Consider the following 17668-nt stretch of genomic DNA (forward strand, 5'->3'; position numbering starts at 1 on the left):
TCTCCTAAATTAAATTACAGCAGGACCAGGCTCAGGATATACACGACAACCATTGCCGTAATGCCCTGTACCAGTGTTGCCATGGTTTGTGCGCGGTACGCAAGGCCGACGCTCATACGGCTGAACTGCGACACCACCCAGAAGAAACTGTCGTTGGCGTGCGATACTGTCATCGCGCCGGCACCAATTGCCATCACGGTGAGCACGCGACCCATTTCGGAATCCAGACCCAGTTGGCTCAGCATTGGCGCAACCAGTGCAGAAGTGGTCACCAGTGCCACCGTCGAAGAACCTTGCGCCGATTTCAGTGCCGCCGCGACGATAAATGGCATAAAGATGCCCACACCCAGTGCCGATAGCGTGGTACCGAGGTAGTCGCCCAGTGGCGTCGCTTTCAATACCGCACCAAATGCGCCGCCCGCACCAGTGATGAGAAGAATCGGAGCCGCGGCGGTAATACCCTGGCTGATGCGTTCACCAAATTCGGCTACTTTGTTGTCGGATTTGAGCAAGCTCACCGACAAGAATAGACCAATCAGCAGTGCCGTCAGTGGCTGGCCAAGGAAGCTCAACACGTCAAAGAGTACGCCGTCACCGAGCGGATGACTTGGGAATTTGGCCACAGAGCCAAGACAGATCAGCAGAATCGGCACGAAAATCGGTGCAAAAGCCTGAGTGGCGCTTGGTAGCTTGCCATAAGAGGCTTTCAGCGCTTTCCAGTCTTGTTTCAGGTGTTCTTCATGATCGATACCATCCGGCTCTACGTCCTTGAAACGGTTCGCCCACAGCATACCGGCAATCGCCGCAACCGCCGCTACGAACACGCCAACCGCAATCACCAGACCCAGATTGGATTCCAGCCCCAGGTTACCTGCCGCTGCGATAGGTCCCGGAGTCGGTGGAACAAAGGTATGGGTGGCGTAAAGACCCGTCGCCAGCGCCACACTCATCGCTACGCTGGAGGTGCGCAGGCGTTTGGCCAGCGACTCTTTGAGCGAGTTGAGGATAACGAAGCCAGAGTCACAGAACACCGGAATCGATACGATGTAACCAATGATGCTCATGGTCAGAGTTGGGGAACGCTCACCCAGCAGCTTAATCACGGTGTCTGCCATGGTGATGGCCGCGCCGCTTTTCTCCAGAATGATGCCGATGATAGTACCCAGCACAATCACCAGGCCGATGTAGCCCAGAATGCCGCCAAAGCCTGATGCGATGGTTTTCGCGATGCTCTCTGCTGGCAGTCCATAGGCAAACGCAGCCAGAAATGCGGCCACGATCAGTGCTAAAAAGGGATGTAACTTAAATTTGGTGGTAGCGAGCACTATAAAAGCGATCACCGCCAGCAGAATGAGGATTAGACTCATACCAAAAACTCCATGTCATTTTTATCAGTGTCAGGCCTCAAAGCGGGCCTGTGTAGGGTGAGTCTATTATCCGGAGTTTATGGCGCGATTCCTTTAGGCAACTGGCCAAATAACTTTGGTGAATAACTGTAACATTTTGTGCATACGCACAAATTATCACTCATTTTGAGATCTGACACGCAATATATAATTCGACCAATCCAACGAAACTCTGGGTCGAGATCCCGGTGATCTCGGCGATTTTATCCAGTCGATAACGCAGCGTATTGCGGTGGATATACAGGGCATTGGCGCACTCGGACAGATTCCCTCCCTGCTCAAATAACACTTGTAGTGTTTTCATCAGCTGACCGGACCGATCACGCTGCTTGAGCTTCACGACCGCTTCACACAATTGTTCACCCTGCCAGTAGTCACGTAGTGGCGACATCAGTACTGGCAGTCGCAATTCCTCAAACAGATGCTTATGTTGCTTAGGCTGCTTCTCCTTTCCTATTCGCAGCACCTGCTTGGCACTTTGATAGGAAAGGTGCAGTTCACTCGGGTCGGGAAAGAGCTGGCCCAGCGCGATGTCATAACCATCGATATGATGCTCCGTCAGGCGGGCAATCAGTTTATCGATGCGCAGGCTCTCCTCATCACTGGTCCAGTGTTCAGGATGTTTGACTGGCTTTAACACCACGATTTCGTTCATGGACACCACCGCGACCAAGTTGTCACGTTCCGGATGCTCCAGCAGATCGACGACCTGACGCACGCTGTCGACATTTTTGGCGGATGTTTGCTGGCGAAACTCAATCACCACCGCCACTCTCGGCTTTGTGACATCGAGCGAAAGGCGCGTCGCCCACGCCTGCAATTCATCGTGTGACAGCGGATGACTGATCCAGGCCGAAATGAACTCTTCGCGGTGGCGGCGATCCCATTGCAACTGCTCAATCAGTTCAGCCTGGTCGATGATCATTTCCGCACTCATTTTAACCAGATTGGCGAACTCGCGAATCTCGTCCGGTTCTCCGGTTACGCCAACCACCCCCACCACCTGCTGACCTTGCATCAGCAGCATATTGATGCCCGGTTTAACGCCCTTCAGCGACTGGCAGCTTTGCGAGTTGATCTCAATCGAATCACCATGCTTCAACGCCAGAATGGCGCCGTCGTGCACATGGCCGATACGTCTGCGGTCGCCGCTGCCGATGATGATGCCGGCATGATTCATCACGTTGATGTTGTAGCCGATGATCGACATCGTGCGGTCAACGATCTGCTGCGCCAGGTTTGCATCTAACATGATGTTCTGTCCTAATGTTCAAAGGGGTTAACGGTGAGCTTATATACGCAATTGTCACCAGCGTCTTTCTCAATCGCTGTTTTTGTGAGTAAGCACAACTCAGCCGCTTTCAAACTTGTCATCTGTTAAGGAGAACCCGATGAAACCACAAGTCGTGCTGTACAAATCGCTTCCACCCGCCGAGCTTGCTAAGTTACAGAGTCACTTTGATGTGATTGAGTTTGACGGTGTTAATGACGGCAACCGCGCCGAATTTATCCAAGCACTGACACGCGCTGAAGGTACTATCGGTACGGGTGTGATGATGAGCGCTGATTTACTCGACCGCGCACCAAAGCTCAAAGCGATGGCCACCATTTCGGTTGGCATCGACCAGTTTGACGTCGACTACCTGAGTCAGCGCGGCATTCCGCTGATCCATACGCCGGGCGTGCTCAATGAAACCGTCGCCGATACCGTAATTTTGCTGGCGCTGGGCGCGACGCGACGAGCGGGTGAACTGTCTGCGATCGTGAAACAGGGACGCTGGACCCAGAATCTGACCGAAGCACACTTTGGCGTCGATTTTCATGGCAAAACGCTGGGTATTATTGGCATGGGCCGCATCGGGTATGCGGTTGCCAAACGTGCTCACTATGGCTTTGGCATGCCGATTTGCTATCACAATCGTTCCGTCAATGTGGAAGCCGAACAGGATTTCAGCGCCCAGCGGATGGATCTTGAAGATCTGTTACAAATCGCCGACTTTATCGTTGTGTTAGTGCCGCTGAGCCCGGAAACCGAACATCTTATCGGCGACAACGAATTTAATCTGATGAAACCGAGCGCGGTGTTTATCAATGCCGCACGCGGCAAGGTGGTCGATGAGCCCGCATTGATTCGGGCGCTACAAACTGGCGCCATTCGCGCGGCCGGGCTGGATGTTTTCCAGACTGAACCACTGCCTGCGACCTCACCGCTCACCCAGCTCGACAACGTGTTTTTACTGCCTCATATCGGTTCGGCAACCCACGAAACCCGCCTGAGTATGGTGCAGTGCGCCGTCGATGGCTTGATTGCCGCCATGCAGGGTGACTATTCCGACGCGTGCGCCAACCGAAAGCAGCTCGAACAGACCATCGTCTAACCCACACGGCGCACCGCAAGGTGCGCCTGTTTAGTGCGTCATCACCACCTCAGAAAAATCAACCCAGCCGTTGGAAAGCAATTCGGTGATGGTGACCGACTTGGCGACAGACAAGTTTTGCTGAACATGAAAACGCGGCAGATAGAGCCCTTTTTTGATCAGCTTCTTCTCCAAAGATTGGTAGGCTTTAACACGCTTAGATTCGGATAACGGATAGATGCTCGCCAGCTCTTGCTGAAGCCACTGCATCTGCGCATCGGTCAAACAGACTTGCACGTTGGTGCTCGCCAGCAACCAACCGAGCCAGGACATGTCGACATCATCACTAAAGACTTCGCCGGACAGAATAATATCGGCCTGTGACAGATTCGGTTTTCGGCAAAATTCAGGAAACGGTAACACCAGGACCTGACACAGAATCCCAAGCTCACTGAGTAAATCCGCAAGGTGGTGTGCGTATTCGATGTGCTGTCCCAACTCGTAGGTGAGCAGCTGTAGCGGCTTTGGCGGTTTATCCAGTTGCGCCGCGAGTTGTCTTGCCAAACCAAGATTGGCCTGCAATGGCTCTGACGGTGTGGATAACATTCCGTTTGCTTTGGCAACGTTGTCAGCAAACGAAGCGGGGACACCTAACGCATCAATGATGGCCATCAGTTTCTTACGGCGATTCAGACTGCTGAGCCACACTGAACGATTGGCATTAAGCAACACATACTCGCAGCCCGCTTCCCATTGTGCTTTCTGCTCGTATTCACCCTCATGGTTATCCAGCTCCAGCAACGGATGGAAAAGATGACTGTTGGGCGCAAAATCTTTGGCTTTGTCGCCGATATTCCACACTTCGATGCCATCGACCCACGGGCGATAGCCGTGATAGTAACGCGACACTTTCATCAGCGTGCGCCATTCGGTTTGCTCTACCAGTTCAAAAGGACCGCTGCCGATAACATTGGCCCCTCGCCCTTCACTTCCCTCCGTCCACAATGCAATTCCCATCGCTCCGGTGCAGAGCAGCTTGGGCAGAATATGGCGGGCATGAGAGCTGATGATTTCGAGGCGATAGCGGTCATGCACTTCAATGCCGTCAATCAATTGATACAGCAATCGGTAATGCTCAGACGTAGTAACCAGACGTTCGAAATGCTGTCGCACCGATTCGGCCGTCAAGGGTTCGCCATTGTGAAAACACAGCCCTTTGCGCAGCGTGATCGCCATGCCGCGCTCGGTGGTTTGAAAGATCTGAGCCAAATCGCCGCGATAGCAACGCGCTTGCTCATCAAACCGCAGCAAATTGGCATACAGATAGCTGGCCAGATGCTGCTCAGTGCGACGCGTGATCCCAACCGGGTCAAGGTCGTGCGTACCACGATAAAAGGGGATTTGTAGAATATCTTCGTCGTGACTGCCTGTTTGATAACGGGCGATGTAGGCGGCAATAAAAGCTTCACGTTGCTGTGGTGCAATCAGGCTGACAGCGAGATCTACTTTGCCTTCTTCAATCCAGCGACGCGCTTTGTTTTCGAGCATGGGTCTGGGATCTTTGAGTAAGGTCGCTGACGGAAAATTGCCGCGTCCGACCGACGGTTGCCAGCGAATCACGCCGTTATCCACCAGCTTTTTCACCACCAGTTGCGCGTTGCGTTTGGTGCAACCCAGTTCGTGCGTGAACGTGTCCAGAGAGAGCGGCGTCGGTGCATTAATCACCAGACGATCACGCAGCAAGGTTAATGCCTTCCAGTAATGCATAAAGACGAAATCCTTTTTCTATTCTTCTATTTTTCTTCATCTTTTTATTTCGATAATGAATAAACGTCTTCGTGAAAAAAGGAACCTAAAATGAACACGTTAACGGATTATCGAACTTCCATCTGGAAAAGTTCCAGCTTTGTCATTCTATTCTCAAGCGCTTTTTTTGTCGCATTAGGAAGCAAAATATACGACTTAGCTCTCCCATTGTTGGTCTATGATCTGACCCAATCCTCTGAGATGATGGGTTGGATGCGCGCCGTCGAATTTCTGCCTAACCTGCTGCTGGCGCTGTTTATCGGTGTGTGGGTTGATCGCTTTGATAAAAAACAGTGGTCGCAGGCGATGCTGCTTGGCCAGATCGTCACCATTCTTATCTCCTACTCAGCGGTAAACTGGATGACAGAGCCGCTGTATGTGCTGTTTCCGTGCGCGTTTTTGATGATGGCGTTTAACTACGGCTACCATAATGCGCGCATGGCGATGCTCAAACTGGCGCTGCCGCAAGAGCAACAAAATACCGCCACCGCGCGCATGAGCGCGCTCTACAGCCTGATGGAAACGGTCGGCCCCGTGCTCTCCGGCGCGTTACTGCTGCTGTCTCAGTTGCATCAGATTTTTCTCGGGCTTGCTCTGCTCTGGTTGCTGGCCTACTGGCAGCTCAATCGTTTGACGCTTGAAACGCCCCAAGTGAGCGACCATCCTCCGCTGTGGCAGGCACTACGCGAAGGTTGGCAGGTTCTTTACAATGAAAAGAACATGTGGCTGATCACGCTGGCGGTGATGGTGATCAACACCACTGGCTCAATCTTCTGGATTCAGTCGATCTACTTTGCCAAAGCAGAATTGTCGCTAAGCGCCATCGAAGTCGGCTATATGGTCGCCGCTTCGGGCATTGGTGGGGTACTGAGCGCATTTGTGGCCGACAAAGTTCGCCGTCAAATCGGCCTGGGGAAACTGCTCATCCTCAGCATTGCGCTCGAATCGGTCGGGTTTGTTCTGCCAGTGCTGAGCCCGACGCCGATGATGTTGATCGTGGCCTTTTTCTGGGTCTCGGCGGTGGGGCTGTTCAGTAACATCTGTATCTGGAGCTATCGTCAGGAAGCGTTTTCGCAGCAGCATCTCGGCCGCATTGCCGGCCTGACGGGTTCACTGTTCAAGCTGTTGATGCCGTTTGGCTTAGCGGCTTCCGGCTACTTAGTCACGCGTTATGGCTCGGCGGAACTGTTTAGCGTCTGCTTTGCCGTGCAATTTGTGGTAGCGATTTTCCTGCTTTTCAGTAGAGTGAGAGCGATACCGTAACGGAATACCTCACAGATGGAGAATGATGGATGAAGCTCTCTTATCGCCCCGCCACTGATGCCGATTACCTGTTCGCTTTTGAGTTGAAAAAGGCCACTGAACAAGATTTAGTCACACGTAATTTTGGCTGGGACGAAGAGCTGCAATGGGAGCTTCATCGTCAGGAATGGAAATCCGGTTTGCCGACGATCATCTGCATCGATGACCAACCCGTCGGCACTTACATGCTGCATGATAAAAATGACACTCTCTACTTTTCCCGCTTTTTCATTCTGCCCGACTATCAGGGACAGGGGGTTGGCGGCCAAGTATTAAAATCGGTGACGGAGTTTTCTGACAGAACAAATCTCCCCTGTGTTTTATGCTATCTGCAAGGCAATCGCGCCGCTAATCTTTATCAACGCTTTGGCTTTCGTACTTATCGCGAAGATACCCAATTCGTCTATATGAAATATCGCCCTGGAACCCATCTCTGATATTTTCCTTCATTTCTCGCTATCTCTTTGTCATTTCATCACTTATTTATCCATCGCCTTCAATTGGAAGCGGTTTCATTGCCCGAAATCAATGTGCCATAGGGATGAGTTTTTTATAGTCGTTGAGCGTTTTTCAGGGGGAACGCATTACCAACAACAATAATATTCATCAGAAGAGACTTACCATGATTCGCTATTACAAAAATAAAACCGTGGGGTTCCAGCTACGTGCTGTCATGGCGATATGCCTGCTGATTGCGTTCAGCAGCATCGCCGCTCTGGTTTATCACAACGCGTCACGCATTCTGCTCGACGCCACACTCAAGGAACAGCAGTCCAAAGTCGATGCGATGGCGAAAACCATCGCCGGCCAGTTTGACGCTTATCTGGAAACCGCGCAGGTTCTGGAGTCCACTTTCCAGCACGGCTACCTCAATGGCACCTCAATGCAAAGCAGCAGCGTTGAGTTTCAGGGGCATGAGGTCAACGACATCGTGCAGAACGGCGTCAGCCTGATCAACAACAATACGGTGGTGGATAGCTTTACCCGCGACACCGGCGCCGTGGCGACGATTTTTGCTTCTGCCAATGGTGACTGGCTGCGGGTTGCCACATCACTCAAAGACCACTCCGGTAACCGGGTGATCGGCACATTGCTGGGCCGTGACCATCCGGGCTATCAAAAGCTGATGAGTGGTCAGCCTTACTACGCGCAGGTGACGCTGTTCGGTCAACGCTACATCACTTACTACGCCCCGATTAAAAACCATAACGGCGAACTGATTGCTATCTCCTTCATCGGTTTACCAGTCGAGAAAGCGGCGCAAGACATCTTTGACACCCTCAAAGCTGTCGCCTGGGGTAACACCGGCTATACCGTAGTGGTCGACAACAGCGAAGACCATCGTGGCCAGTACCTGCTGCATCCAACCATGGCAAATGGTTCCAATTCCATCATCAACACCACCGACGCACAGGGAAACAAGCCGTTTTCCGCGATTTTCCAGCAAGCCAGCGGCCTGATTCTTTACCCGAGCCAGACGCAAAACGGCATCAGCGAAAAATACATGGTGTACGCCGAGATCCCTGGATGGGACTGGAAACTATTGGGCGGTACCTATACCGCGGAAGTGACCAAAGCAAGCCGCGATTTGCTCAAGCTGATCGTGCTTATCTCGGCACTGGTTGCGGCGGCCACCTTTGCGGTCGTGACGCTGTACATCATTCGCACCACCAAACCGCTCACGGTGTTAACCGGATACATGGAGCGTCTGAGCCAGGGTGAAGTCAGCCTCAGCGTTGCCAAAGGGGATGCGCAATCGGCCAATGAAATTGTGCGCCTGACCAACGGTGTGGCCGACATGGCAACGCAACTCCATGTGCTGGTGAGCGATATTCGAGGCACCAGCGATAAGGTGCACAGCCAGTCCGGCAGCGTGCTGAGCGATGCTCGCCACAACCTGCGCCAAGCAGATGCACAGCAACAACAAGTTGAGCAGGTGGTCACCGCGATTGAAGAGATGGCAACGTCGGCACAAGCCGTCGCGCAGCAGGTTGAAGCGATTGCCGGCAACGTACGCGAAGCGGATCTCAACACCCAAAGTGGTTTGTCTGTGGTGGAAATGGTGTGCATTGATGTCGCCCAGCTCAACGATCAGCTCGATCAATCGGCGGCGGCGATCAATCAGGTCAGCGATGACAGCGCCAGCATTCATGCGGTGACCAAAATGATCGATGAAATTGCCGAGCAAACCAACCTGTTGGCGCTCAACGCCGCCATTGAAGCCGCGCGCGCCGGGGAACAAGGCCGAGGTTTTGCGGTCGTGGCAGACGAAGTCCGCACTCTTGCGCACCGAACGCAAGTGTCGGTCAAAGATGTGGTTACCATCATTGATAAGCTGAAAGATTCCACCAGCAACGCGGTGTCACTGATGAAGATGAGCCAGCACAACGCCAACCAGGTATTGGACAAAGCTCAGGAAGCCGGTACCTCGCTGGAGTCTATCGCCGATCAGATTCGCGATATCGCTGGGCAGTCGGATGCGATTGCTGCGACCGCCGAGCAGCAAGCGCAAGTGTCTCAGGAAGTGGCCGCTAGCGCAGCGCAAATTAGCCAACTCAACAGCGAAAGCCGCGATACCACCGCGCAGACCTCACACAGCGCCGATGAGCTTTCTCAACTGGCGAGTCATCTCAAACAACAGGTCGATTTCTTCCATTGATCGCCTGATAAAAGAGCCGCAATGCGGCTCTTTTTTATTCCTCGGTAACGGGTCGTTTACACCGATACATTGCGGGCGATCATCAGCACTTCATCGGCTGAATAAAGGTTGCTGATGGTGGTTTCCACCTCTGCTCCCAGCGTCTCGCGGTAGAGCTGCTGCGCGAAGTTATCCGCGCGGGTGGTCACCAGAATGTGTTTCAGCGTTGAGCCCTGCTTGCTCAATTGCGCTTTGACCAGAGGCAGCGAAGCGGCGATCAATTCCCGTCCAATGCCCTTGCCCTGATGCTCGGGCGCAACCGCCAACTGCTCCAGTTCCAGCACGGCTTCCGGCCGGAATCCACTTTTCTGAACCCAGATGATATAACCGACAATCTCGTTGGCCTGCTGCGCGACAAAACAGAGATAACGGGGCGCAGCATTGAAATTACACTGCAGCCACTGCTGCGAATGGCGCTGCCTGGGAAACGCGGACTGGTGAACCAAAGCAGCGGCAGGAATATCCTCTGCAAGCATAAAACGAACGGTCATAACATTCTCCGAAATCAGACGCAGCGCCACTTTAGCATCTCCTTTCCTTTAATTCTGAGTGACAACCCGACTAAACTTTGAAGCGACTCACCAATCGATCCAACTGCGTGCATTGCTGGTTGAGGGTTGCACACGAGGATTTGGTTTCGTGCACCATATCAACCATACGCGAAGCGTTGTCAGCCATATGCTGAATACTGCCGTTCAGTTCTGAACTGACCGTCGTTTGCTGGGTTGCAGAGGCTGCGATCTGAGTATTCATATCATTCATGTGCGCGATGGAAGCGGAGATCTGCTGCAACGAAGCATTCGCTTGTTCCACTTCCTCCATTGCCTTTTCCCGATGCGCTGAGCTGTCTGCCATCACTTTTACCGCCTGTGACGCGCCGGATTGCAGACTTTCAATCATCTGTTGAATCTGCCCGGTGCTTTGTTGCGTGCGGCTTGCCAGGCTGCGCACTTCATCGGCTACCACCGCAAAACCTCGGCCCTGCTCGCCAGCCCGCGCGGCTTCAATCGCAGCGTTAAGTGCCAGCAGGTTCGTTTGCTCTGCAATACCGCGAATCACATCCAACACGGAGGCGATACTGAGCACTTCCTGATCCAGTTGATGAATAGTTTCTGTCGCGCACAACATCTGTTCCGACAGTTGATTAATGGAAGTCACCGTCGCACTCGCGGTTTGTTGCGCACTCGATACATCCTGATGTGCTTCGTGGCTCGACTGTGCAGCCTGGCAGGCGCTGTCGGTCACCGACTGACTGGTCGCCTGCATTTCGTGCACGGCGGCGGCGACTAAATCATTCTCCTGCTGCTGCGCCAGCGAAAACGCACTGACCTGATCCGCAGAGTGAACAATCACCTGCATTTCCCGCCGCAGTGCATTGCTCAGCTTGGTCACTTCTTGCATCGTATGGTGAATCTGAGAGACGAACTGGTTGAACGCTTTGGCAACGTGGCCCAATTCATCATTGCTCTGCTCAGGAAGGCGCTGCTTCAAATCGCCCTCGCCTGACGCGATATCCACCATCGCCTGTTCAATGTTACGAATCGGTTGCAGCACAAAGCGAAACGCAACCGCGAAGGCGGCCATCGCGCTCAGCAGCGCACACACCAGACCGATTTCAAGGATACGCTGCGCCACCTGCTGGCTGCGCTCAAAATCTGCCTGCAACTGCGCCTTTTTGTCATCAAGCCGATTACTGATGGTTTTCAGCTGCTTACGAATGACCTTAAATTCAGAGTCGAGTTGGTTATGGATCTTTGCGTAGTACTGATCAGCCTGATAAGGATGAGTAAACACTGGCTGATACAACTGCACCCAACGATGGGTTGCCGAAAGGAGCTGATCAAGATCGTCTTGCACCGACAACGGCAGCAACTGCTGCTCAATCAACGTCGCCACTTTGGCCATTCGGGGCGCGGCCTTGTAGGCATTGTCGTCAAATTCCGCGCTGTAGTACTCGATCGACGCTTGGTCCTGATTGAGTAACACCCCCTGCGCCGCATGCATCACCTGATAGAGATCGCGGTAGGCATCATCAAGGCTGAACGCCACAGGATACATGTGTTGATTGAGGTCCTGAGTGATTTTTCGCTGTTGTTTGGACTGGTAGATGCTTGATGCGGTCACCAAGCCAAAAGTAAAAACCATCAATAAAATAGGAATGGATAACTTGTATTTAATCTTCATTTCAACATCCGCAGATTCACTTCAAAATAGACGGCAACTATTGTTACCGCTGCAGTGAGTGCAAACGTTGATACGCATCGGTATTCAACCGCCAGCAAATTTTCATTTGGGTTAGTTTTGACCCATAAAAAAGCCCCGGAACAGTCCGGGGCTTTTTATATACTTTAGTTAGCTTTGGTAAGTTTGTTCGTCCAACTCACCTTCGCTTTTCGCAACCAGAACGGCCACCATCATGTCACCACAGATGTTGATAGTGGTGCGTGCCATATCCAGAATACGGTCGATACCAGCGACAATCGCCAGACCCTCAATGGGCAGACCCACGGTGCTCAGCACCAGTGACAACATGATCAAACCCGCACCCGGAACACCGGCAGTACCGATCGATGCCAGTGTCGCGGTCAGGATAATCGTGATGTAGTCCGACGTTTGCAGATCAACACCGAACGCCTGAGCGATAAACAGTGCACACACGCCCTGATAAAGCGCGGTGCCGTCCATGTTGATGGTCGCACCCAGAGGCAGAACAAAGCTCGACACCCCTTCCGATACGCCCAGCTCTTCACGTGACGCTTTAATTGTCGCAGGCAGAGTGCCTGAGCTGCTTGATGTGGTAAACGCAACCGCCGCAGGGTTTGAAATGCCGCGCAGGTATTGGATTGGGTTCAAACGGCCCAGCAGCGTCAACAGACCGCTGTAGAAAATACCGATGTGGATCAGCGCGCCGATATATACCGCAGCAATCACTTTGATCAGCGGCATCAGCACGTCGAGGCCATACGTACCCGCAACCCACGCCATCAGACCAAAGATGCCGTAAGGTGCCAGCTTCATCACGATTTCAGTCAGCTTGTACATGGCTTCGGCCAGGCTTTCAAACACCTTCACCGCAGGTTCGCCTTTCTCGCCAACCAGCACCAGAGATACCCCCAGGCCAATCGCAAACACGATGATTTGCAGAATGTTACCCGCCGCCAGAGCGTTCACCGGGTTTTGCGGGATCATCGCCAATAGCGTTTGGACCAGCGGCGGCGCAGCTTTACCTGCTTCATCCAGATCTTTCGCTACCATATTCAGGCCGGCACCCGGCTGAAGCAGAGCTGACAGCGCCAGGCCAATGGCAATCGCCACCGCGGTGGTGCCAAGATAAAGGATAATCGCTTTGGCACCGATACGGCCCATCTTGCGGGTATCTTTCATCGATGTGATACCGACGATCAATGAACAGAAAACCAGCGGTACGATCAGCATTTTGATCGCATTAATAAACAGTGTGCCGATGGGTTTAAGCAGCGCAGCACTTGGGCCCATCAGAGCGCCCACCACGATACCCGCGACCATACCAACCAGAATTTTCTTCCATAACGCCATACCTGACCAAAATCCCCGACGGGGCAATTGTGCTTGAGTGTCCATTTCTTCCCTTGTGAGTTGTAGATTGCTAGTGAAAACGACCAAAAAAAACAAAGCGCCGATTACACAATAAAAGTGCTCTTCGGTAAACAGTCACAAAAGACCAGTTTTCACTCAATTTGTAGAATAAACAGACAATTGAACAATCCGAATTATCAATTGAAAGCACAAACGACATCATTCACACGGTGAAAAACATTCATTTTTGACATAAATATCAAACGTTTAATTAAACATTCAGATGGAAATAACTGTCAGATCGGTCACAAAATCAAGGAGTTTGAGCCGGGGTAAAAAAAGTCAATTTGACAGGTCAGACTTGTCAAAATCTGACCAATTAAGGAAAGGTGAAATGAATGTGAAGAGGTAAATCAGGCATCGCTGGCTCCACGCGGGCAAGCCAGCGAGCGAAACGACCGAGCTAAGCTTGCAAAGCGATGATCGCTTCCATTTCCAGCAGCAAATCCGAATGGATTAGGCTGGAGATTTCCACCAGCGAACAGGCGGGCAGATGTCCATCGTAAAAGGCAAACAGTTGCTCTCTGACCGCCGACAGTTGAGCAATATCTTTGAGAAATATCGTCACTTTCACGATATCGCCCTTAGAACGTTTTTCTTGTTTGAGGACACCTTCAATCTGTGCCAGAACCTCGGCACATTGTTCTTGAAAACCACCAGCCTGAGCTTTGGTAGCAAGCGCCGTTAATCCGGAAAGATACAAAGTTTCGTTGTGTTTGGTAGCATGCACGTAAGGCCCCACCGCTTCGGGTAAAGTATCGTAATTCACTCTTTGTACCATGTGGTTCTCCTTAACTGATGTACTGAGTCAGCTCGACGTGTGGCGCTCAAGGCGAAAGATGCGACTCTTTCACGCCGTAGCCGTCGACCGATTCACCTTACCAGAAAAACAGCGACGAGTAGCGGGGGTAGAATCAGATTTTCTACCACATTTCTCTTTTCCATCATTCACTTAGTCCGTAACGCAAAGATGAACCCGACTCAGAACTTCCAGCGCAAACTGAGGTTAAACACATCCCGCGTAAAGCGATGGTGTTCGATCAGCGGTTTAGCATAGTCAAACGAGAGATGAACGTTGCGGCTGTAGCCAGCCTCAAACCCGATCGCAGCGGACGCCAGTTCGGAATAAGGCAGTGTCAGCCGCTCCTGCTCGGCGTTGGCGTAGTCCACTAAGATAAACGGGTTGAGATAATACTTTTTGCGGCTGTTTCGCTGCATGAATTTCAACTCAGCCCCATATCCGCGATCGCCTTCCAGCGTTCCTTCGGGATAACCTCGGGCAAAATTCACCCCACCGTAGCTAACCCGCTGAGAAGGCACGATGCTTTCGCTGGCATATACGCCATTACCTCTCAGTGACACAAGATAGCGACTGGTTAGTTGATAAGAAGAGAGCACATTCATCTCGTAAAAACGAAAGCCGTCATCGTACAACTGGCTGTTGCCCAAATCGCTGGTGTAATCGAACGCGCTGGGCACACTTTGGTTCACGCCCACACCGACCGAGAAACTAAAATTTTCCTGCGTGTGCTGCGAAGTGACATACAGCGAAGCAATAAGGTATCGAATGGAATCATCAAGTTGCCCGAGATAGGTATCGTTGTATGAAAGATGATATTCCCGGTCTTCTGACTCATACAGCAATCCTACTTTCGCCGTCAGACGCTGGTTTTTATTGAGGATAAATGGATAAGACAAGTCGTAGTTGGCCGATTGGCGCTCAATTTTGTTATCGATAGAGACTTGGTTGCCGTTGATCGGCAACTCGCTCTCTTCGCTGTCCTGATAGTAAGTCAGATTGAGCGCGCTGCTTAACCCATCACTGCCTAATGCGTGGGTGAAGTTTGCCGAGTAGAACTGCTGGTCGTGATTGTCGATCGGAACCAGCGCATTCATCGTCAGGCTTTGCAGATAAGAGCGGTTAGCGTTCAGCCTCAAGCCGACCGACATGCTCTTATCGGAATCTTTTTGCATGGCGTAGCCGACAAAGGGTTCAATCATCTCTCGGTTTTTCTGTTCAATGCGAAATGACGTTGCTCCGGACAGCGTTTTAGGCCTTGGCAGTGACAACGTAAACTGATACCCGGGAATGTCGTTAATCAGAGCAATCGCACGTTCCAGCGTTTCCTGACGCGCGGGCTTCTCTTGCAGGACGTCAGCCAGAATATCGTCGATCCTCTCTTTAACATGCGGGTCGTCAACAACGATTTCGCTGCGAATGATATAGCCCTCCACTACGGTAATGGTGAGCTTGCTGTCAGCGAACCCGTTACGGCCGACGGTGGCAAAAGCCAAGGGAAATCCGTTGTCGTGAAAACGGGCGGACACTTTATCAATCGCAATTTGTACCAGATCTTTTTGGTATGGCTGCCCAATCAGAAAGTTGACGTCCTGCGCAATGAGCTGCAAATCCAGTGAGGTGCCACCGACAAAGTGAATGCCTTTGATAGTGCTGTCACCTTGCGACTCAACCTGGCCGACTATTTTCTCGACCAGGGAGAGTTCAGTAATGGGTTGGTTTGTGTCCGGCTCCTGTTGAACAGGTGGTTTAACAAGCAGTGGAGGCTCAATCGCCCAGGAGGATGCAGAAGCAAACATCAAGCTGATGCCTGCAAAATAAAGCGGCTTCTTTTTGACCATTGATTACTCCTGCGGGGCCCTGGCATCAGACCCCGCGAATCTAAGCAGACAACATCAGTTACCCAGTAATGGTGATAACACCTGAGTATTAAGGTAATTCAGTAAGTTAGTTTTTTCGCTTGAATCCGATGCCACGACACTGCTGTCGGTAAACACATCGTCGGATATTTTGGTCAGAGAGAGCGTATTGACCGTTGAGCCCGTCAGCGAGCCCACAATGGTGGTCAGGCTTTGTGCCGAACTGGTCAGCAGGCTTTTCAGCGGCGTTGAAGAAGTACTGACGCTATCCAGATTCAGCAGCGATTGATTGAGATCGAGTGAACCAATCAACCCCGCATCCAAACTCAGCACGTCACCCAGTCTTTGCGTCACCAAGGTCAGATTGCCTTGCACGTCGGTATACAACCCGCCGCCACTGCCCAAATCGAGATCATTCAGGTCATTCAACTGGCTGGTACTGAGTTTGTCTGACAGCTGATCTTTCACCGCAGCCAACGTGGTATCGTCGCGGTTCAGTTCGTTGAAGAGCAGCGCCGTCACACCGTGTTCGCCGACGAATACCGTCCCCAGGTTTTCAACCGTGCCATTGGCATTCATCAGCAGCGCCGTGGTTCCCTGCTTGAGGCTGGTAGAAGAGAGATAAACCAAGCTTGGCAAGGCACTCTTCAAATCCTGAGGTTTATCGACGATCACCAGCGCATGACCTTTCAGATCAATCATGTCGCCAACCTGAACCAGTATCGGAGCCGTCATCACCGAAACCCCTTCAGTCAGGCCGTACAACCCGCCCTGTTCTGAGGTGTGATACTCAAGCCACTGGCCGACATTTTCGACCGTGCCCCCCAAATCAGAAACCGTCTCTCCGGTATAAGTCAGTAAACCTGTTTTGTTGTTGAGCTGAACAAACACAGGGAGCGCGTCTAGCTGAGCGATCGCATCCCCCGTTGAGACGACCGTTGTACCCAGTTGCGTGGTCGCTTTCGTCGCACCTTGCAAGGTCGTTGAGACGTAAGAGTTGCCCACCTCTAACGATGAGGTGCCAAGCGGTAAACCATCACCAAGTGCACTGACAACTTCGCCCAGATTAACCAACACATCTCCGGATCCGGTCGTGATCGTGTCCAAAGTATCGGTCAGTTGACTCTGTGAAATCACTCCCCCCGATTCAGACACAAGATTTTTGTCCGATTGACTGCTGGTATTAGCGGTGTCCGTTGTCACGTCTTTACTTGTCACATCCTGAGAACTTCCGGAATTATTGGAAGCCACGGAACCGTTGCCACTGCAAGCGGCTACCGCTAATGCGGCCAGTGCGGTGACAATCGCAGTTCGATACACATTGACCATCGTATCTCTCCTTTATCAGATACTTCCTAGGCGATTCGCTTAGGTTGATGCGCTAAAGCGAGGTAAACGCGCTTCAGCGGCTAACGTATTGTTGAGCATTGCTCAAACCCGATTGGGAAAATAAAATGGCTTAAAAATAAGTCGATAACATCAATATCGTCCCCAATTTTTCTATTCATAAATTAAGGACAACCGCCATTAAACAGGAGAAATATTGGAGGACTTTTCGATGCTTAAGTAATACAACATCGGGGAAAGTAGAGATAAACAGAAAAAATCAACGCCAACCAATATCAAATATTTTCTTATTATCATCGGCCATACTTAGCAAAGATTGCCATCAAGGCACGATATTCTGTATAGAATATCGTTAAGGGTTAAATAAAAATCCAGAAAAAGATCACTCCTGAAAAATAATGAAAATCAACATAATTCAAACACTAATTTTGTGGTTATACATCTAAGTCATTAATTATTTTGAAAATTAATCATTCATC

13 protein-coding genes are annotated in these 17668 nt (G+C 51.6%); 4 read left to right on the forward strand and 9 right to left on the reverse strand.

What is annotated here, in order from left to right:
• Nucleotides 1–14: 14 nt before the first annotated feature.
• Together DYA43_RS15960 and DYA43_RS15965 are read right to left on the reverse strand one after the other, a co-directional pair.
• On the reverse strand, nt 15–1367 hold the full coding sequence (locus DYA43_RS15960) for a GntP family permease (protein WP_061055874.1): 1353 nt from the start codon (nt 1365–1367) through the stop codon (nt 15–17).
• A 160-nt stretch (nt 1368–1527) separates the two neighbouring features.
• Complete coding sequence (locus DYA43_RS15965; protein ID WP_172465315.1) at nt 1528–2661, reverse strand: sugar diacid recognition domain-containing protein; 1134 nt, start codon at nt 2659–2661, stop codon at nt 1528–1530.
• 136 nt (nt 2662–2797) lie between these two features.
• On the opposite strand from DYA43_RS15965, the gene DYA43_RS15970 reads away from it, so the two are divergent.
• Nucleotides 2798–3784 carry a 2-hydroxyacid dehydrogenase gene (locus tag DYA43_RS15970; RefSeq protein ID WP_061055876.1) on the forward strand — a complete coding sequence of 329 codons (987 nt, stop codon included), beginning with the start codon at nt 2798–2800 and terminating at the stop codon, nt 3782–3784.
• 30 nt (nt 3785–3814) lie between these two features.
• Here DYA43_RS15970 and DYA43_RS15975 read toward each other — a convergent pair whose 3' ends face one another.
• Nucleotides 3815–5530, reverse strand: coding sequence for an ABC transporter substrate-binding protein (locus DYA43_RS15975; protein ID WP_061055877.1), 1716 nt, complete (start codon nt 5528–5530; stop codon nt 3815–3817).
• Between the two features lie 90 nt (nt 5531–5620).
• On the opposite strand from DYA43_RS15975, the gene DYA43_RS15980 reads away from it, so the two are divergent.
• The 3 genes from DYA43_RS15980 to DYA43_RS15990 all read left to right on the forward strand — a co-directional run bounded on the left by DYA43_RS15980 (nt 5621) and on the right by DYA43_RS15990 (nt 9530).
• A complete protein-coding gene (locus DYA43_RS15980) occupies nt 5621–6832 on the forward strand; it encodes an MFS transporter (protein WP_061055878.1) in 1212 nt (403 codons plus the stop codon).
• Between the two features lie 29 nt (nt 6833–6861).
• Nucleotides 6862–7308 carry a GNAT family N-acetyltransferase gene (locus DYA43_RS15985; protein ID WP_024375296.1) on the forward strand — a complete coding sequence of 149 codons (447 nt, stop codon included), beginning with the start codon at nt 6862–6864 and terminating at the stop codon, nt 7306–7308.
• A gap of 185 nt (nt 7309–7493) precedes the next feature.
• Nucleotides 7494–9530: a methyl-accepting chemotaxis protein gene (locus DYA43_RS15990; protein WP_061055879.1), complete on the forward strand. Its 2037-nt coding sequence runs from the start codon at nt 7494–7496 to the stop codon at nt 9528–9530.
• A 56-nt stretch (nt 9531–9586) separates the two neighbouring features.
• Here DYA43_RS15990 and DYA43_RS15995 read toward each other — a convergent pair whose 3' ends face one another.
• The 6 genes from DYA43_RS15995 to DYA43_RS16020 form a co-directional block, all read right to left on the reverse strand.
• Nucleotides 9587–10060 (reverse strand): GNAT family N-acetyltransferase, encoded by a 474-nt coding sequence (locus DYA43_RS15995; RefSeq protein WP_370446021.1) that lies wholly within the window; start codon nt 10058–10060, stop codon nt 9587–9589.
• A 70-nt stretch (nt 10061–10130) separates the two neighbouring features.
• A complete protein-coding gene (locus DYA43_RS16000) occupies nt 10131–11753 on the reverse strand; it encodes a methyl-accepting chemotaxis protein (protein ID WP_061055880.1) in 1623 nt (540 codons plus the stop codon).
• Between the two features lie 168 nt (nt 11754–11921).
• On the reverse strand, nt 11922–13169 hold the full coding sequence (locus tag DYA43_RS16005) for a dicarboxylate/amino acid:cation symporter (protein ID WP_032080720.1): 1248 nt from the start codon (nt 13167–13169) through the stop codon (nt 11922–11924).
• A gap of 418 nt (nt 13170–13587) precedes the next feature.
• Nucleotides 13588–13965, reverse strand: a complete 378-nt coding sequence (locus tag DYA43_RS16010) for a RidA family protein (protein WP_047461960.1) — start codon at nt 13963–13965, stop codon at nt 13588–13590.
• Nucleotides 13966–14165: 200 nt separating this feature from the next.
• Nucleotides 14166–15824 carry a POTRA domain-containing protein gene (locus DYA43_RS16015; protein ID WP_061055881.1) on the reverse strand — a complete coding sequence of 553 codons (1659 nt, stop codon included), beginning with the start codon at nt 15822–15824 and terminating at the stop codon, nt 14166–14168.
• A gap of 54 nt (nt 15825–15878) precedes the next feature.
• Nucleotides 15879–17171, reverse strand: coding sequence for a collagen-like triple helix repeat-containing protein (locus DYA43_RS16020; protein WP_061055882.1), 1293 nt, complete (start codon nt 17169–17171; stop codon nt 15879–15881).
• Between the last annotated feature and the right edge of the window lie 497 nt (nt 17172–17668).

Source organism: Vibrio fluvialis (genome assembly GCF_900460245.1).
Taxonomy (GTDB): Bacteria; Pseudomonadota; Gammaproteobacteria; order Enterobacterales; family Vibrionaceae; genus Vibrio; species Vibrio fluvialis.